The organism is [Lactobacillus] timonensis (assembly GCF_900240275.1).
Taxonomy (GTDB): Bacteria; Bacillota; Bacilli; order Lactobacillales; family Lactobacillaceae; genus Limosilactobacillus; species Limosilactobacillus timonensis.
Window position 1 is genome coordinate 190170 of the sequence record NZ_LT964761.1, and the last position, 18717, is coordinate 208886.

The 18717-nt window shown below is 48.2% G+C and carries 11 protein-coding genes, 12 tRNA genes and 3 rRNA genes; 3 read left to right on the top strand and 23 right to left on the bottom strand.

Features of this window, described 5'->3' with window-relative positions; all coding sequences use genetic code 11:
- Positions 1-708 precede the first annotated feature (708 nt).
- From C1710_RS00990 to C1710_RS01095, 22 genes are all read right to left on the bottom strand, one after another.
- Positions 709-793: transfer RNA gene (locus C1710_RS00990), tRNA-Leu, on the bottom strand.
- A gap of 17 nt (positions 794-810) precedes the next feature.
- Positions 811-881 (bottom strand) — tRNA-Cys (locus tag C1710_RS00995).
- A 43-nt stretch (positions 882-924) separates the two neighbouring features.
- Positions 925-999, bottom strand: a tRNA-His gene (locus C1710_RS01000).
- A 19-nt stretch (positions 1000-1018) separates the two neighbouring features.
- Positions 1019-1093 (bottom strand) — tRNA-His (locus tag C1710_RS01005).
- Positions 1094-1110: 17 nt separating this feature from the next.
- Positions 1111-1181, bottom strand: a tRNA-Trp gene (locus C1710_RS01010).
- A gap of 6 nt (positions 1182-1187) precedes the next feature.
- A tRNA-Tyr gene (locus C1710_RS01015) sits at positions 1188-1270 on the bottom strand.
- Positions 1271-1275: 5 nt separating this feature from the next.
- Positions 1276-1348 (bottom strand) — tRNA-Phe (locus tag C1710_RS01020).
- A gap of 43 nt (positions 1349-1391) precedes the next feature.
- Positions 1392-1464, bottom strand: a tRNA-Val gene (locus C1710_RS01025).
- A 9-nt stretch (positions 1465-1473) separates the two neighbouring features.
- A tRNA-Glu gene (locus C1710_RS01030) sits at positions 1474-1546 on the bottom strand.
- Positions 1547-1550: 4 nt separating this feature from the next.
- Positions 1551-1642 (bottom strand) — tRNA-Ser (locus C1710_RS01035).
- Positions 1643-1686: 44 nt separating this feature from the next.
- A 5S ribosomal RNA gene (gene rrf / locus C1710_RS01040) occupies positions 1687-1803 on the bottom strand.
- An 82-nt stretch (positions 1804-1885) separates the two neighbouring features.
- A 23S ribosomal RNA gene (locus C1710_RS01045) occupies positions 1886-4804 on the bottom strand.
- 164 nt (positions 4805-4968) lie between these two features.
- Positions 4969-5041, bottom strand: a tRNA-Ala gene (locus C1710_RS01050).
- Positions 5042-5049: 8 nt separating this feature from the next.
- Positions 5050-5124: transfer RNA gene (locus C1710_RS01055), tRNA-Ile, on the bottom strand.
- 82 nt (positions 5125-5206) lie between these two features.
- Positions 5207-6781: ribosomal RNA gene (locus tag C1710_RS01060) — 16S ribosomal RNA — on the bottom strand.
- Together the 16S, 23S and 5S rRNA genes with 12 tRNA genes alongside form the textbook arrangement of a ribosomal RNA operon.
- Before the next feature lie 369 nt (positions 6782-7150).
- The gene (locus C1710_RS01065) at positions 7151-7396 is read right to left on the bottom strand and encodes a DUF1797 family protein (RefSeq protein WP_235857939.1); all 246 of its coding nucleotides are present in this window, start codon (positions 7394-7396) and stop codon (positions 7151-7153) included.
- Positions 7397-7406: 10 nt separating this feature from the next.
- Entirely contained in the window at positions 7407-8426 is a 1020-nt protein-coding gene (locus tag C1710_RS01070; protein WP_102279090.1) for a lysylphosphatidylglycerol synthase transmembrane domain-containing protein, read from the bottom strand.
- Positions 8427-8430: 4 nt separating this feature from the next.
- Positions 8431-9453: a glycosyltransferase family 4 protein gene (locus tag C1710_RS01075; protein ID WP_102279093.1), complete on the bottom strand. Its 1023-nt coding sequence runs from the start codon at positions 9451-9453 to the stop codon at positions 8431-8433.
- The gene (locus C1710_RS01080; RefSeq protein WP_102279096.1) at positions 9450-10661 is read right to left on the bottom strand and encodes a glycosyltransferase family 4 protein; all 1212 of its coding nucleotides are present in this window, start codon (positions 10659-10661) and stop codon (positions 9450-9452) included. Before C1710_RS01080 ends, C1710_RS01075 begins: the two co-directional genes overlap by 4 nt.
- Before the next feature lie 102 nt (positions 10662-10763).
- Entirely contained in the window at positions 10764-12485 is a 1722-nt protein-coding gene (ptsP, locus tag C1710_RS01085) for a phosphoenolpyruvate--protein phosphotransferase (RefSeq protein ID WP_102279098.1), read from the bottom strand.
- A gap of 3 nt (positions 12486-12488) precedes the next feature.
- Positions 12489-12755 (bottom strand): phosphocarrier protein HPr, encoded by a 267-nt coding sequence (locus C1710_RS01090; RefSeq protein WP_102279100.1) that lies wholly within the window; start codon positions 12753-12755, stop codon positions 12489-12491.
- A 123-nt stretch (positions 12756-12878) separates the two neighbouring features.
- Positions 12879-13061, bottom strand: a complete 183-nt coding sequence (locus C1710_RS01095; RefSeq protein ID WP_102281700.1) for a hypothetical protein — start codon at positions 13059-13061, stop codon at positions 12879-12881.
- A 221-nt stretch (positions 13062-13282) separates the two neighbouring features.
- On the opposite strand from C1710_RS01095, the gene C1710_RS01100 reads away from it, so the two are divergent.
- The 3 genes from C1710_RS01100 (at position 13283) to proC (ending at position 17189) form a co-directional block, all read left to right on the top strand.
- The gene (locus C1710_RS01100; protein ID WP_102279102.1) at positions 13283-15553 is read left to right on the top strand and encodes an ATP-dependent Clp protease ATP-binding subunit; all 2271 of its coding nucleotides are present in this window, start codon (positions 13283-13285) and stop codon (positions 15551-15553) included.
- 142 nt (positions 15554-15695) lie between these two features.
- Entirely contained in the window at positions 15696-16403 is a 708-nt protein-coding gene (locus C1710_RS01105; RefSeq protein ID WP_102279104.1) for a MucBP domain-containing protein, read from the top strand.
- An 18-nt stretch (positions 16404-16421) separates the two neighbouring features.
- Positions 16422-17189 (top strand): pyrroline-5-carboxylate reductase, encoded by a 768-nt coding sequence (gene proC / locus C1710_RS01110; RefSeq protein ID WP_102279106.1) that lies wholly within the window; start codon positions 16422-16424, stop codon positions 17187-17189.
- A 57-nt stretch (positions 17190-17246) separates the two neighbouring features.
- On the opposite strand, the gene hisS is transcribed toward proC, so the two are convergent.
- The gene (gene hisS, locus C1710_RS01115; protein ID WP_102279108.1) at positions 17247-18539 is read right to left on the bottom strand and encodes a histidine--tRNA ligase; all 1293 of its coding nucleotides are present in this window, start codon (positions 18537-18539) and stop codon (positions 17247-17249) included.
- Positions 18540-18717: the final 178 nt, after the last annotated feature.

Below are 18717 nucleotides of genomic sequence, written 5' to 3' on the forward strand. Positions count from 1 at the left end.
TGCTGTTTAATCATTGGTGCCTACAGGTTATACGAAAATAAAAAGAGATAATCAACATGACACCTTAAAATCATGTTAACTACCCCTTCAATAGGAATAAGTTCCTTGAAATTGATAATATCAAAATTTGTGATGGTTGAAAAGGCTTTTTTGAAAATTATTTTTACAATTCCAAACATCGTTTCATATGAACATTGTCACTATGCAAACAACTTAATACTGTTAAAATGGACTGGCTTTTTCTCAACATTTTTTCTTGGGTTAAAACGAAAAAATGTGAACAACTTAAAAAACGAGTGCAGCTGCATACTAGTACTAATTAGATTAATGAGCACCATTTCATACCAAGGAACATCAAATAATTGGATATTCATTGTCATAGCCTTCAGAATGTTTAAATAGTCATATTGTTAGCAGATGGTATTGATACTTCTGAAATTCTTTATCACTCAAACATGATAACTACTTTGGAGTTTTATGCTTACTTAATGAATACAAAGAATCAGCAGACAAGTCAATCATTGGGGCACTGAATATCCTATAATGTATGCCAAATGTGTGCCAACTTTTAAATTTTATAGTTTTTTTCAGTTCTGCTTACTTTTTATTTGTTTTTTTTAAAATCGCTATAAACGCCGGTATATCAACACTTGTCAGAGGTGTGAAGAAAAAACAAAAAAAGGAAATCTTCTCAGATTTCCTCGATAATGCCTCCGATGGGGGTCGAACCCATACTCCCTCAACGGGAACTGGATTTTGAGTCCAGCGCGTCTGCCAATTCCGCCACAGAGGCATAATTAATTATGATAAAGGTGGTAATCGGATTTGAACCGATGATGAAGGTTTTGCAGACCTCTGCCTTACCACTTGGCTATACCACCATTAAAGAAATGAGTGGAAGCAACGCTCTCACCCTTATCAAAGGGCGGTAAGTGGGATTCGAACCCACGCGTGTCGGATCCACAAACCGATGTGTTAACCAAGCTTCACCATTACCGCCATCATATTAAACTAGAAGGGCGGTAAGTGGGATTCGAACCCACGCATGTCGGATCCACAAACCGATGTGTTAACCAAGCTTCACCATTACCGCCAATAAATTCAGTTGAGCAGGGATAGTAGGAATCGAACCCACAATGACGGTTTTGGAGACCGTAGTTATACCGTTTAACTATATCCCTATAAAATGGAGGGGAGTGGATTCGAACCACCGAACCCGAAGGAGCGGATTTACAGTCCGCCGCGTTTAGCCAGACTTCGCTACCCCTCCATAAATGGCGCGGGACGGAATCGAACCGCCGACACACGGAGCTTCAATCCGTTGCTCTACCAACTGAGCTACCGAGCCATCAACAATTATTATTCAATTGTTTAATTGCATATAATGCAAATGGAGGATACAGGGCTCGAACCTGTGACCCTCTGCTTGTAAGGCAGACGCTCTCCCAACTGAGCTAATCCTCCATAAATAAGTGACCCGTACGGGATTCGAACCCATGTTACTGCCGTGAAAGGGCAGTGTCTTAAACCACTTGACCAACGGGTCATAACGGAGAGTAAGGGATTCGAACCCTTGAAACAGGCTTTAACCCGTTTACATCATTTCCAATGATGCTCCTTCGGCCAGCTCGGACAACTCTCCAAGATCCAAGCCCTGGCACAGCCAGGTGGCCAAAGCTTGTGTGAGCGTGGCGACGCCCTATCCTCGCAGGGAGCGATCCCCCAACTACTTTTGGCGCGCTGAAGCTTAACTACTGTGTTCGGCATGGGAACAGGTGTATCCTTCATGCTATTGCCACCACACTCTTGAGAACTTGCGCTCTCAAAACTAAGCAAGATCTTTTTCTTCTTTTTCACTTTCAACCAGAACCTAACCGCTTCTCACTTGGTTAAGTCCTCGACCGATTAGTAGTGGTCCGCTCCACGCCTCACGGCGCTTCTACTTCCACCCTATCTACCTCATCATCTCTAAGGGGTCTTACTTCCTAATGGAATGGGAAATCTCATCTTGAGGCGAGTTTCACACTTAGATGCTTTCAGCGTTTATCTCATCCATACATAGCTACCCAGCGGTGCTCCTGGCGGAACAACTGGTACACCAGCGGTATGTCCATCCCGGTCCTCTCGTACTAAGGACAGCTCCTCTCAAATTTCCTGCGCCCACGACGGATAGGGACCGAACTGTCTCACGACGTTCTTAACCCAGCTCGCGTACCGCTTTAATGGGCGAACAGCCCAACCCTTGGGACCGACTACAGCCCCAGGATGCGATGAGCCGACATCGAGGTGCCAAACCTCCCCGTCGATGTGAACTCTTGGGGGAGATAAGCCTGTTATCCCCAGGGTAGCTTTTATCCGTTGAGCGATGGCCCTTCCATGCGGAACCACCGGATCACTAAGCCCGACTTTCGTCCCTGCTCGACCTGTCTGTCTCGCAGTCAAGCTCGCTTGTGCCTTTACACTCTGCGAATGATTTCCAACCATTCTGAGCGAACCTTTGGGCGCCTCTGTTACCTTTTAGGAGGCGACCGCCCCAGTCAAACTGCCCACCTGACACTGTCTCCCGTCACGTTCAGTGAGGCGGGTTAGAGTGGTCATATTGCAAGGGTAGTATCCCACCAACGCCTCCGTCGAAACTAGCGTTCCGACTTCTACGGCTCCTGCCTATCCTGTACAAGCAGTACAAACACTCAATATCAAGCTACAGGAAAGCTCCATGGGGTCTTTCCGTCCTGTCGCGGGTAGCCTGCATCTTCACAGGCATTTCAATTTCACCGAGTCTCTCGTTGAGACAGCGCCCAGATCGTTACGCCTTTCGTGCGGGTCGGAACTTACCCGACAAGGAATTTCGCTACCTTAGGACCGTTATAGTTACGGCCGCCGTTTACTGGGGCTTCAATTCAGAGCTTCGCCGAAGCTAACTCTTCCTTTTAACCTTCCAGCACCGGGCAGGCGTCAGCCCCTATACTTCATCTTACGATTTTGCAGAAACCTGTGTTTTTAATAAACAGTCGTCTGGGCCTCTTCACTGCGGCTGACCTTCCGGTCAGCACCCCTTCTCCCGAAGTTACGGGGTCATTTTGCCGAGTTCCTTAACGAGAGTTCACTCGCTCACCTTAGGATACTCTCCTCGACTACCTGTGTCGGTTTGCGGTACGGGCAGTTGATTACTTGCTAGAAGCTTTTCTCGGCAGTGTGACGTTGGCAACTTCGTTACTTAATTTCACTCCCCATCACAGCTTGTTAACCCGAAGTTAAGCATTTGACTCAACTCCTAACTTGCTGCTTGGCCGGACCTTTCCATCCGTCCGGATTGCTTAGCCTCCTGCGTCCCTCCTTCGCTCGAACGCAATCAACTGGTACAGGAATCTCAACCTGTTATCCATCGCCTACGCCTTTCGGCCTCAGCTTAGGTCCCGACTAACCCTGGGAGGACGAACCTTCCCCAGGAAACCTCAGTCATTCGGTGGACAGGATTCTCACCTGTCTTTCGTTACTCATACCGGCATTCTCACTTCTAAGCGCTCCACCAGTCCTCACGGTCTGACTTCGCCGCCCTTAGAACGCTCTCCTATCACGTGCACGTAGTGCACATCCACAGTTTCGGTAATATGCTTAGCCCCGGTACATTTTCGGCGCAGGATCACTCGACTAGTGAGCTATTACGCACTCTTTAAATGGTGGCTGCTTCTGAGCCAACATCCTAGTTGTCTATGCAACTCCACATCCTTTTCCACTTAGCATATATTTTGGGACCTTAACTGGTGATCTGGGCTGTTCCCCTTTCCACGGTGGACCTTATCGCTCATCGTGTGACTCCTGGATATGAATCATTGGCATTCGGAGTTTATCTGAAGTCAGTAACCCATGACGGGCCCCTAGTCCAAACAGTAGCTCTACCTCCAAGATTCTTTGTCCAAGGCTCCCCCTAAAGAGATTTCGGAGAGAACCAGCTATCTCCAAGTTCGTTTGGAATTTCACCGCTAACCACAACTCATCCCAACCTTTTGCAACAGATACGGGTTCGGTCCTCCAGTGCGTTTTACCGCACCTTCAACCTGGTCATGGTTAGATCACCTGGTTTCGGGTATATAACCACGTACTTCGTACGCCTATTTCAGACTCGCTTTCGCTGCGGCTCCGGCTTTTCCGCCTTAACCTTGCACGTGATCATAACTCGCCGGTTCATTCTGCGAGAGGCACGCCGTCACCCATTAACGGGCTCCGACAGCTTGTAGGCACATGGTTTCAGGAACTATTTCACTCCCCTCCCGGGGTGCTTTTCACCTTTCCCTCACGGTACTGGTTCACTATCGGTCACTAGGTAGTATTTAGCCTTGCGAGATGGTCCTCGCGGTTTCCGACGGAGTTACACGTGTTCCGCCGTACTCAGGATCCTGAACTGAGAGTTTGACGTTTCGCCTATGGGGCTCTCACCCGCTCTGGCGCAGTTTCCCAACTGCTTCGACTACGTCGAACTTTGCTCACTCAAATGTTCAGTCCTACAACCCCAACAAGCAAGCTCGTTGGTTTGGGCTCTTCCCCGTTCGCTCGCCGCTACTGAGGGAATCGAATTTCTTTCTCTTCCTGCAGCTACTTAGATGTTTCAGTTCACTGCGTCTTCCCCTTGCCAGCTATAGATTCACTGGTCAAGTAATCAACGACTAAGTTGATTGGGTTTCCCCATTCGGAAATCTCCGGATCAAAGTGTACTTACCACTCCCCGAAGCATATCGGTGTTAGTCCCGTCCTTCATCGGCTCCTAGTACCAAGGCATTCACCATGCGCCCTTCATAACTTAACCTTGGTGAACAACTTCCGTTGTTCACCACAGTTAATTGAGTAATGCGATTTTTTCGTTAAACAACTCAAATAACGCGGTGTTCTCGGTTTATTTGTGAATAAAGAAAATTTAGATCTTGTTTAGTTTTCAAAGTACAAGTATGTCGCCAACCATCAGGTTGGCAATGGAGAATAGCGGGATCGAACCGCTGACCTCCTGCTTGCAAAGCAGGTGCTCTCCCAGCTGAGCTAATTCCCCATACTCAATGGGCCTAAATGGACTTGAACCATCGACCTCACGCTTATCAGGCGTGCGCTCTAAACCAGCTGAGCTATAGGCCCAAATAAGCGGTCATTGAGAGGTAAACCCCTCAAAACTGAACAAAGTTATCAACGCTGTGCAGGTTTCCGATTAATTCCTTAGAAAGGAGGTGATCCAGCCGCAGGTTCTCCTACGGCTACCTTGTTACGACTTCACCCCAGTCATCTGCCCTGCCTTAGGCGGCTGCTTCCCGAAGGTTAGCCCACCGACTTTGGGCATTGCAAACTTCCATGGTGTGACGGGCGGTGTGTACAAGGCCCGGGAACGTATTCACCGCGGCATGCTGATCCGCGATTACTAGCGATTCCGACTTCGTGTAGGCGAGTTGCAGCCTACAGTCCGAACTGAGAACGGTTTTAAGAGATTTGCTTGCCCTCGCGAGTTCGCTGCTCGTTGTACCGTCCATTGTAGCACGTGTGTAGCCCAGGTCATAAGGGGCATGATGATCTGACGTCGTCCCCACCTTCCTCCGGTTTGTCACCGGCAGTCTCACTAGAGTGCCCAACTGAATGCTGGCAACTAGTAACAAGGGTTGCGCTCGTTGCGGGACTTAACCCAACATCTCACGACACGAGCTGACGACGACCATGCACCACCTGTCATTGCGTCCCCGAAGGGAACGCCTAATCTCTTAGGTTAGCGCAAGATGTCAAGACCTGGTAAGGTTCTTCGCGTAGCTTCGAATTAAACCACATGCTCCACCGCTTGTGCGGGCCCCCGTCAATTCCTTTGAGTTTCAACCTTGCGGTCGTACTCCCCAGGCGGAGTGCTTATTGCGTTAGCTGCGGCACTGAAGGGCGGAAACCCTCCAACACCTAGCACTCATCGTTTACGGCATGGACTACCAGGGTATCTAATCCTGTTCGCTACCCATGCTTTCGAGCCTCAGCGTCAGTTGCAGACTAGGCAGCCGCCTTCGCCACTGGTGTTCTTCCATATATCTACGCATTCCACCGCTACACATGGAGTTCCACTGCCCTCTTCTGCACTCAAGTCATCCAGTTTCCGATGCCCTTCTTCGGTTAAGCCGAAGGCTTTCACATCAGACTTAGAAAACCGCCTGCGCTCGCTTTACGCCCAATAAATCCGGATAACGCTTGCCACCTACGTATTACCGCGGCTGCTGGCACGTAGTTAGCCGTGACTTTCTGGTTGAATACCGTCACTGCGTGAACAGTTACTCTCACGCACGTTCTTCTTCAACAACAGAGCTTTACGAGCCGAAACCCTTCTTCACTCACGCGGTGTCGCTCCATCAGGCTTGCGCCCATTGTGGAAGATTCCCTACTGCTGCCTCCCGTAGGAGTATGGGCCGTGTCTCAGTCCCATTGTGGCCGATCAGTCTCTCAACTCGGCTATGCATCACTGCCTTGGTAAGCCGTTACCTTACCAACTAGCTAATGCACCGCAGGCCCATCCAAGAGTGATAGCCGAAACCATCTTTAAATTGATGACCATGTGGTCATCAATCTTATGCGGTATTAGCACTTGTTTCCAAATGTTATCCCCCGCTCTTGGGCAGGTTGCCTACGTGTTACTCACCCGTCCGCCACTCACTGGTAATCCATCGTCAAATCAGTGCAAGCACGTCATCTCAGTTGGGCCAGTGCGTTCGACTTGCATGTATTAGGCACACCGCCGGCGTTCATCCTGAGCCAGGATCAAACTCTCATATTAGATATGAGCTTTTGAAATAGCTCTCAAATTATTAGTTAAGCGAATTGACTTCGCAAATGTTTTGCCTCGATCATAAGATCAAGGACCCTGCACATTTGTGTTCGTCGAAACTTTGTTCAGTTTTCAAAGGTCTACCTTGCTGACATAAGAGTTCATATCAACAACTTTTATATTGTATCAAGTTATTTAGCTGACGTCAAGAACTAATTTTTGATTTTTTGCAATCAAATCAGTAATTGGAACCGCCAACAACTATTTCAGTTTACCAGAAAACTTCGGGCTGTCAACCCTCAATTTCAAAGCTTTATTAGCTCCTTGAAACAGCATAAATTACTATACCAGCCACAATAAAAATCGTCAATCTCTTTTTTAAAAACTTTCTCGAAAATCTTCCAAACACTGGTAGACTTCTATCGCAGCTAAGTCCAACTTATCAAATTCAAAGTGTTGTTCAGGACGGAACATCTCAACGATAAACCGGCCGTTTTTCGGATAATATTGAACTTCACACAAGGGAATACCGTACAGATTAAACATTCGTGACTGAATCCCTGGATGTTTGTCATCCACCATTGCCGCCAACCGTTTTATAATCTGGGATAAGTTAGTTTCCATAATAATCACCCTAATTTTGCTGTTTAACACGGTCAGGCTTTAAAACAACACAAAACATGCCAGCAAACATGCAAAAGTGGTATGTCAGAATCCGCCAAAGAATCATAGCTAGCACTAATTTGCTGCTTGAGTGCATGAAACCGCTGAAAAGCACAGCAAAGCTATACTCCGCCCCTCCCGTGCCTCCCGGAATCGGGAAGAGCGAAATGATCATAAAAATCAGGACGTGTAGACTCATTACCATCATAAAGTTGATGCCATGAATACCGAGAGCAAGCATGATGAAATATGGGATAGCATAGTAAAAAAACAACTGTGCAATTGTAACCACTGATACCTGCGTCAGCTTTCCGTACTCACTTTTCATCTTGATGCTTTCCCGATAAAAAGTGTCGATTTTTTCGTTTAGTTTTTGCCTCATTCGTTGGTAGCTTACTGAGTTCATAAACCACGACGCTGGTTCAATAAGTAAATTAACAGCCCGTTTAGTAAACCCGTACCTGTACATCACTAACAGGAGGGCAACAATTACTGATAAGTGGACGACAAAGCCAAGGATGACCAACAACGATAACGCTTGTAGTTTCTCAGCGATGTAGTGGAAACCAATCAGTAAGCTAATCAAAAAACTGATGACAATCATTGACTGAAAGACCACAAATTTCATCAGCAAAACTGAGCTGGCCATTCCCCCTTCTACGCCCGATTGCAGGAGAGCGACTAGTTGGGCTGGCTGCCCACCAGTGGAAAAAGGCGTAATCCCGTTAAAAAGTTGCTCAATTGGTGGTAAACGTAGCGCATCTCTCCAGGTGAAGTCAGGATAACGGTTAGCCAGGAACAGTTTATCCACAACACCTTCTAGGCCCATATATAAGCAGATACATGCCACAGCAACAAGGAACCATCCCCAGTTCATCCGTTTCAATTCTGCCATAATCAAGTGAAGATTCTGATCACGCATTGAATAGGCAAATATACCGCAACCAGCCATCACCATTAGAATCAAAACAAGCCAGTTTTTCCTACTCATCCACTTACTCCTTTGCCGCTTGTTCGATGTAAAATTTGTGCCAGCGCGCAGCCAAGTTTTCCTTCGAATAACGTTGTGAGGCCTGACGTGCCTTCTCCTGCCAACTAGCTAACTGGGCTGGTTCCTGTACTAGCTTAGTCAATTTTTCCTGCATCTGGTTAACATTGGCTGCCGGGATGTAGTCTCCCAAAATAATGGAATGATATAAGTCAAGGTCACGAAGCATAACTGGTGTGCCGCTGCTAAATGCCTCCAGCACAGACATTGGAAATAGTTCGTTATAAGAAGGCAATAAGAATAAATCAGCTACGTTATTGAGTTCGTTAATCCGTTGACGGCTGACAATTCCTGGAAATAGCAAGTTTGCTGGCGGGTTGTCCACCACTTTCTTTAACTGCTGGTAACCGTCGGTAATCATCCCAAAGGAAAACCCACCCGCCCAGATAAACTGGACCTGCGGGTTTTGTTTGGCCAGGCGAATGAAGTCAAATACGCCCTTACGTTCCTGAATCTGACCACTACCGAGGACGACAAACTTTCTCGGTGAAATGCCTAATTGCTGCCGGAGAGCCTGTTTCTTCTCCGCCGTCAACGGGTGGAATTCTCGACTGTCAACGAAATTAGGAATGTAAGTAACCTTTTTACGTGGGATGCCATAGGCTACCAACTTGTCAATAAAAGTGGGGTTCACGACGACTAGTTCGTCCATCCGCTTATAAAAGGCGATGACATAGCGGTAAAAGATCCCCTTAAACGGTTGTGGTATCTTTAAACTTCCTTCCAGAGTCTCTGGCAAAAAGTGAACATAGCCAATCTTGCGTCCCCGTTTCTTGGAAAAGGTGGAAAAGTAAAAAGACAGGTCAATCGTGTGGTAATGACTGATCTGACTCTTTGTATAGCGGTTGATATTAATCTTGAACTCGTCGCTAAAACGGTCCTCAAGCATCTTAATTAACTCTAAGTAAGCACTGCCCACTCCCTGGCCAGCCACCTTATCTGCAGAAGAGAACATGTTAATAGTAATCATCGCTCGTTTTTACTCCTATGAAACAAACCATGCGACTTTGATGCAAGCTGATTAGCTCGAATATACTGACATTCGTGGTAAAACTCGACTACTCGTTTGACAAAGACCTCCGCAGAAATAGAGTTCAGTTTAGCCTGACGTTGCTGTGTTTCAGCGACTGTCAGCTTATGATTCAAATAGTAGAGAACTCCGGATACCAGGTCAGCGCGCTTCTGAAAACTACGACCAATCACCGGACTATCAATCAGCTCATCTGTGTAGGGGCTACGCATGACGACAATCGGCAGGTCTGAGGCAAGCGCCTCAATGTAGGTCAACCCCTGTGTTTCGGTGTCTGAAGCCGAAACCAAGACATCTGCCATTTGGTAGTAGCTATGGACATCTTCATTAGGAACGACCCCCGTAAATTGGACGACCTGCTGAAGGTCCATTTCCTTCACCTGACGTTCCAGAGTTGACCGGGCCGGACCGTCACCGACAATTAACAGCCGCGCATCCGGTCGCTTAGCCAAAATGTCTGGCATTGCTTCAATCACGGCGTGAATATTTTTTTCGTAGGCCAAACGAGATAGTGACAGCAAAACTGGGGTGTCTGCCTTGTAACCCCACTTATGACGTAGATCCAATAACTGGTCTGTCGACTTTTTCTGACTGTAAACGCGCAGGTTAACCCCCGTCGGGATTACCCGAATGGGAGCTGTCACCCCGTAGTCTAAGAGCGTGTCCAGAACCCGTTCGCTGGGGGCGATCACCCCGGTAATACTTTTCATGTAAAACCGTACCAGCTTTGCCACGTCACTTGGCTTCAAAATCTTACCGTTAGCAACATAGTGAAGGTAGTCATTATACATGGTGTGGTAGGTATGGATGCACGGTATCCCAAGGGTATGAGCCACTTCTTTACCCATTAACCCCAGAGAAAATTCAGTTTGGTTGTGGACAATGTCCAACTTTAACTTCTTTGCTAACCGTAAGACGCGCACCCAGCCAGTCAGGGCAATCCGCCGTTCAGTAAAGGAAACAAAGGGGATGCTCTTAAACCGATAAATACCATTTTCCACGTCATCGTGCTTTGCGAGTGGGTCCGTCGTTGTAAAGATATACACATGGTGTCCCTGCGCAATCAGCTCGTCACGTAACGTCTTAATGGACGTTGCTACTCCGCTAACCTGCGGGAAGTATGTGTCTGTAAACAAGCCGATATTCACCGTGAAAGCCCCTTTTGTAACTTATTCATCACTGCGTCGCTCGCACCTAAAACAACGACCATTATACAAGACCAACTAGAACGGTGCAATTTTCATTGCCCACTACAGCTGAATCATTTTTGCTAGACTGTTCTGCACCAACTGCTTAACGTCAGCAGCACTATGAGCAGCCAGCGCTTGATGAAGGAGTGGCTGTAATTGCCTAATCTTGAGTTGGCCAATGAGATTACGGACACTGGCCACCTGCGGGCTCGGAACAGATAATTCATCCATCCCCATCGCCATAATTAGCGGAATGGCCAACTTCTTACCTGCCATTTCACCACAAAGACTGACCGACTTACCCTCAGCATGCGCCGCGTCAACTGCTTGTTTAATTGCCCGTAAGACAGCGGGATGCAGCTCCTGATTTAAGTAGGCGACCATCTCGTTGCCGCGGTCGGCAGCAAAGATGTATTGAACGAGGTCGTTGGAACCGATACTGAAGAAGTCTGCTTGACGGGCCAACTGATCGGCCATGATGATTGCTGATGGAACTTCTACCATCGTCCCGACTTCGATGTTGCTTGCTACCTTAACCCCATTGTCTTGCAATTCCTGCCGGGTTTGATCCAGCAACGAACGCGCCTGATTAAATTCGTTAAGAGTAGCTACCATCGGAAACATAATTGCCAACCGCCCGTAAACTGACGCCCGCAACAAAGCCCGTAACTGGGTAATAAATAATTGCTGATGGCTTAAACTAACCCGAATTCCCCGAACTCCCAGGAACGGGTTCGCTTCGCCATCACCGTTGGGTTCCAACAGTTTATCGCCACCAACGTCAAGCGTCCGAATCGTCACGCGTCGGTCAGGCATCGCCGTCAACACTTCTTTGTAGTCCTGAAACTGCTCTTCTTCACTAGGAAAGTCCTTACCATGGCCTAAAAAGAGGTACTCGGTTCGCAGCAGTCCAACCCCCTCGGCGCCTGCAGCAAGGGCAGCCGTCGCATTACTCGGTAGCGTCAAATTAGCCGCGACAATAAAGTGGTGACCATCAAGGCTGACAGTTTCACGCTGGGTTAACTGTCCAAACCGCTGCTGTTCGCGAACAAAATCACCAGCCATTTGCTGATAGTCATCAATTACTTTCCGGTCCGGGTTGATAATCACCTTGCCGTGAAGACCATCGACAATCAGCAAGTCCCCCTGGCTAACCGTCTTCATCAGGTCATCAACCCCTACTACGCTGGGGATCTGCATTGACTGACTCATCAGTGCAACGTGTGATGTCGGCCCACCAGTTTGTGTTGCAAGCCCCTTGAGCCGTTCCCCAACGGCCGCCATTAACACTGGCGTGGCCGTTTTGATCACCAAAATTGCCCCTGCAGGAACTTGTCGTTCAATGGTCATTCCCTGTAGGTAGTTAACCAGTTGTTTTTCAACGTCATCCAGTGCCATTAAGCGTCGTTTTAAATAATCTGGATCCTGCTTAGCGGCCCGCTTCTTCTCCTGTTTTAACCGCTGGGTGATTGCCCATTCCGCCGTCACTTTATCATTACGAATCAGCCATTCAATACTGGTCAGCAAGCGGGGATCACTCATCATCTTGACCTCTGAGTCAATGACTGTCGCAGCCCGGTTGTCTAACGTTTGCCGTGCCCGCTTCTGCAGGACAGCCAGCTTTTTCCCGCTGATAGTAAAAGAATCATGAAGCCGTGAGACCTCATGATTCACATTATCGCTGTAATGATTTAAAACGGGAAGACTGGTATCGCCCAACAAGTAAGCCTGACCAATAGCAATTCCACCACTGGCGGCCAAACCATTGAGTGATTGAACCATTTATTAGTCAGCCAGCCCTTCCTTGTGCATCGTGTCGTCAATGGCTGCGATGGCATCCTTTTCGTCGTCACCTTCAGCAGTGATGGTAACATCAGCGTTTTGACCAACACCCAGTGACATTACACCCATGATGGACTTCAGGTTAACACTCTTGCCATTGTAAGCAAGGTTAATGTCTGAAGTAAACTTTGAAGCAGTTTGAACCAGAATAGTTGCTGGACGAGCATGGATCCCAGTTTCAGCAACAACAGTGTATTCGCGTTTTTCCATGAATATCATTCTCCTTGTTATTTTAAAAGTAGCCGAGCCAATCTTCGGCATCTCTCATGTCAATATTGTATCAAGGACGAACCCTAATTACAAGACAAATAGCAACCGCTTGCAAGCTGTTTATTAACTTTCCTTCAAACGATATTTGATGGTTCCACCACGTTCAGCTTTACCAACAACCTGTGTCCGGTACTCGTAATCATGAAAAACCGACTGAAAGTCTTGAAATGTTTCTGGCGTCACCGTAAACTCATCGATCTTCTTATTAATAAGGTCGTCCAGTTGCTGTTGAAAATTTTCACTCATCGAAGTTGTCACCCCACTATTTGATTTGTTTTTATTATAACCGATTCCCTCACTGGGGCCAGCTGAAAGGCAGCGTTTAGCAATCAATTATCAAGAGTGCTAAAATTTAGGTATAATCCCTTGTCTTCTGGGAAAAAGTAAGTATAATTAAGTTATTAGTCAAGAAAGGTCAAACTATTTTAACCATTTGACCAGCCTTATACGAGGAGGTCTCGTACTGAATGATTTGTCAAATCTGTCATGAAAATCCAGCAACTATCCACCTTCAGATGGAATACAACGGTCAACGAATGCAGGTTAACCTTTGCCAAAGTTGCTACCAAAAATTACAAAACATGCAAACTAATATGACTAACATGATGAACGGAAACGGGGGTAATAATATGGATAACCCATTCGGCTTTGGAAACATGGAAGACTTTATGAACGCCATGAACAACATGGCCGGGCAAAACGCTAATGGTGGCCAAGCCAACTTCAACGGCGGCAACGGCAACAACCGTGGTCGTGGTGGCAATGGCCGTCGCAATGGCAAGGGCTTGCTCGGACAATACGGAATCAACCTCACTAACATGGCCAAGCAAGGTAAGATTGACCCAGTGATTGGCCGTGACACGGAAATTAAGCGGGTCGTTGAAATTCTTAACCGCCGGACTAAAAACAACCCCGTACTGATCGGTGAAGCTGGTGTCGGCAAGACAGCGGTCGTCGAAGGACTGGCGGAGTCAATCGTCTCGGGTCAAGTGCCAGACAAGTTACGTAACAAGCAAATCATCCGCTTAGATGTTGTCTCCCTGGTTCAGGGGACCGGTATTCGTGGTCAGTTTGAACAGCGGATGCAACAATTGATGAAGGAAGTTCAAAAGAATAAGAACATCATTCTCTTCATTGACGAAATCCATGAAATCATGGGTGCCGGAAATGCCGAAGGTGGTATGGATGCCGGCAACGTTTTGAAGCCAGCACTGGCCCGCGGTGATTTTCAGCTGATTGGTGCAACGACGCTGAATGAATACCGCAAGATCGAAAAGGATGCCGCCCTCGCCCGCCGGTTCCAACCAGTCCAAGTCGACGAACCAAGTGTTGACGAAACCATCAAGATCTTAAATGGTATTAAGGATCGCTACCAAGACTTCCACCACGTTAAGTACACTGACGACGCCATCCAAGCGGCAGCTAAGTTGTCCGACCGCTACATTCAGGATCGTTTCTTGCCAGACAAGGCCATTGACCTACTGGATGAAGCGGGTTCACGGAAGAACTTGACGCTGAAGACGTCCGACCCGAACGTCATCGAAAATGACATTCACACTGCTGAAGCGCATAAGCAACAAGCAGTGGAAAGTCAGGACTACGAAAAGGCGGCTTACTACCGCGACCAAGTGACCCAGTTAACCAAGGCTAAAAAGGCAGCCGAAGAAAACCAGACTGAAGACGCCGCAACGGTCACGAAAGAAGATATGCAGGCAATTGTTGAAGATAAGACCGGCATTCCCGTTGGCGACCTGGAAAAGCAGGAACAAAACCAGCTGCGCGACCTTGACAAGACACTCGAAGAACGGGTTATCGGTCAAGATCAGGCTGTCGACAAGATTGCCCGGGCCATCCGGCGGAACCGGATCGGGCTCAACAAGTCTGGTCGGCCGATTGGTTCCTTCCTCTTTGTTGGCCCAACGGGTGTCGGGAAAACGGAAACGGCTAAGCAACTGGCCAAGTTACTCTTCGGATCAACCGATGCAATGATCCGCTTTGACATGAGTGAATACATGGAAAAAGAATCGACTTCCAAGCTGATCGGTGCTGCTCCCGGGTACATCGGTTACGATGAACCTGGTCAGTTAACCGAACAAGTTCGTCGTCACCCGTACTCCCTGATCCTCCTTGACGAAGTGGAAAAGGCGCATCCGGATGTCATGCACATGTTCTTGCAAATCCTTGATGACGGGCGGCTCACCGACTCACAAGGCCGGACCGTTTCCTTCAAGGACACCATCATCATCATGACTTCTAACGCCGGGACGGGTGATTCCGAAGCCGGGGCCATTGGTTTCGGACCAGGTAACAGTAGCCGTTCTAGCTTGATCACCAAGCTGACTAACTACTTCAAGCCTGAATTCCTGAATCGTTTCGATGATATTGTTGAATTCAACCACTTGACCAAGCCGGAACTCAAGCAGATCGTCAACCTGATTCTCTCAGACGTTAACGAAATGCTGAAGGATCGTCAATTACACATTTCCGTTGATGATGACGTGAAGGATAAGCTGGTTGACCTGGGTTACAATCCGCAGATGGGTGCTCGCCCGCTACGTCGAACGATTCAGGAACAAATTGAAGACCGCATCGCTGACTACGTCTTAGACCACGCCGGCGTCCACGAATTAGTTGCCCACCTTGACGACGATGGCAACATTACGGTAGCGGCTTCTCCAGTTGCTATTAGTGATCATGGGGAACAAGATGAGAATGAACCAGCTGATGATAACAAGTAATTTTGCCTAAAACAACGAAGGGCCTAGCAGATTATGCTGGGCCCTTTAAGTTTGTCTAATGCTTGTTGAAAGCTGGCGCTAAAGCAGTAGCAAAGCGGTATAATTAAGGTGTTAAACTTTGAAATAATTGGAGTGAAAAATTATGAATCGCTCGTTTAAAACTGGGACCCCCATTTGGGTCTACTACATGGACATCGACTCACACGAAAATCTTCGCGTGCCACAGTTGCTGCAGGGATTTATCGATGATGACTACAATGTTGATAAGCTGGAGATTCCTGGCTACCGTTTCATCAAGAATGAAGGAGAGCTGCGCGGGTCTTTCGACATGAAACTCCACACGATTAAGTTGATGTACCGCCATGAAAACTGGGAAACAGTTGAAGACGTTGACATCTTTTTGCAGATCAAGGAATCAACGCCCGTGTATGACATGGTTGGTGGAATGCCAGTCGGCCAACCTATCGCGCCGGGTATTATCATCAAATCGTTTCAGCGCGTCACCACCTTTGACCACCAGGTATGGTACGAAGTTGCCGCAGACCAGTGGGCCAAATTTGATGACTCTCAACTGGAACTCGTCGATCAACCATTTCCAGAGCTTAACTTGCATCCAGAACCAGCAACAACAACACTGGCAGAAAACAAGATTAATGCAACAGGAACCGTCAACTACGTCACTGGAGGTTCGTTGCCCATCTATGACGCTCCGTACGGCAAGGTTGTCGACCATGCCGCTGATGGTGTATCCTTCACTATCAGTGCCGAATTAGATGACGATAACGGTGTCAAGTGGTATCACGTTTCCCACCGCGGTTACGTTAACGCCATGTACATTGACTTACTATAAGACGAAAGGAATTTACACATGAAAATTGCAATTATCGGCGTTGGTGCCATGGGTGGTGCCATCCTCAAAGGCTACTGCCGTTACGGCAAGTTTGACCTGGTAACAATGAACCCTGAGAATCAGCGCGTCAGCCAACTAACAGACAGGTTGGGAGTACAACTCGTCCACCAGACAAAGCAAGTAGTCGCTACTCACCCAGACGTGGTTATTTTGACCACGCCAGCCCCAGTAACCGTCGACGTGGCTCGCACACTAGCCAACCTCTCGCCAGCAACGATAATTATCTCAGCGGCAGCTGGTGTGAGTCAAGCTGACCTCCGTAAAGTGTTGACCACGCAGACCATTGCCACCATGATTCCTAACACTCCGGTGGCTGTCAACGCCGGTGCCATTGGCCTGGCCATGCCCGACCAAGCCAGCACCGCTCAGCAACAGACAATTAAGGACGTACTCTCCCCACTCGGTGACATCATTGAGGTGCCGGAAAATCAACTGGGCATCGTTGGTGTTATTGGCGGTTGTGGACCAGCCTTTGTCGACGTCTTCATGGACGCGATGAGTGACGCCGCCGTCCTCCACGGAATGGGCCGGCAAACTGCCTACGAACTGGTTGCCAGCATGGTCAAGGGTTCTGGTGCCCTGGCCACAGCGACCAAGGAAGCCCCTGCTCTCCTCCGTGACCAGGTTACCTCCCCTGGTGGAACGACTATCCGTGGTGTCGCCGCGCTGGAAAAGGATGGCTTCCGCCATGCCGTTATCGATGCTGTCAATAAGTCCAACGAATAACTCTCTTTCAAAAGATTAAGGGTCACCCGTTTAAGCGCGTGACCCTTTTTCTGATCCTTATTTTAAGTAATTTTGCGGGTTTGCTAAGAGGTCGTCAACTGCTACCTCTACCTGTTCCCCAGTCTGAGTGTGCTTCAATGTCAGCTGACCGGATTCAATTTCCCGATCGCCGATAACGGTGAAGTACTTAGCATTGCGGCGGGCCGCTTCCTTAATTTGCGTTCCCAACTTACGGCCTTCGTAGTCCTTATCGACGGCCACATCCTTACTGCGCAGCCTAATCATCAGCTTAAAGGCGTAGTTGCTGCCATCTTCATCAGGAGCAGTGAAGAAGAGGTCCAAACCGGGTTGTGGTGCAAAGTCAGGGTTCTCTTCTTGAAGCAACAGTAAAAGACGTTCCACACCAATCCCAAAACCGATTCCCCCGTTGTCGGGACCGCCAACCTGGGCAATTAGCCCGTTATAGCGACCACCACCGCAGACAGTCACCCAGTCACCGCCAAAGACTGGTGAATCAGACATAATTTCAAAGATCGTCTGATTGTAGTAGTCCAGTCCCCGAACCATATCGGGGTCAATTTCATACTTAATGCCCAAAGCATCCAGTTGTTGCTTAACGGTGTCAAAGTACTTTTGCGAGTAGTCACTGAGACAGTCCAGAATTGAAGGTGCGTTGGCGACAATCTTCTTGTCAGTGGCGTCCTTGCTATCAAGAACCCGTAGCGGGTTACGGTACAAACGACGCTTAGAATCATCCGACAACTGGTCGTAAAACGGCTTCAGGTAGTCAATTAGTTGTGTCCGGTAGGCATCGCGGGTTTCCTTGTCCCCTAAACAATTGAGGGTGACCTTAAGCTTATCCGCTACTCCTAGGCGTTTGAAGAATTCCATCGCCATTGCGATTGTTTCAACGTCAACTTGCGGTGATTCATTGTTGAGTGCTTCGCAACCAATCTGGGTAAATTGCCGTTGCCGACCAGATTGCGGACGCTCGTAACGGAACATTGGTCCCATGTAGTAAACCTTATACGGTTTTGTGTATTCTGGACCATAGAGGCGGTTTTCCACGTAGGCCCGGGCAACTCCGGCGGTTCCTTCTGGCCGCAAAGCGATGTGACGACCACCCTTATCGTCAAAGTCGTACATCTGCTTCTCAACAATATCCGACGTTTCACCCGCGCTGCGGTCAAATAATTCCAGGTTCTCAAACATCGGTGTGCGGATACCTTCATACCCGTACACCCGGAAAACGTCGCGCGCCGTTTCCTCAATTTTCTGCCAGGTTTCAATTTCACCCGGCAGGATATCTGCAGTGCCCTTTGGTCGTTGGAACTTATTAGTTTTTGACATCGATAATACCCCTTTCAAAAGAAAAAACTCCCTCCGTCATATGACGAGAGGGAGATGATTAATCTCTGTGCCACCCCTGTTCACGACAGCCTCGCGGCAGCCGCCTCAGTAGGTTTTTCAACCCCGGTGATAACGGATTCGCTCCGGACCGAGTGCTTGCACACTTGGTCAATTTGCA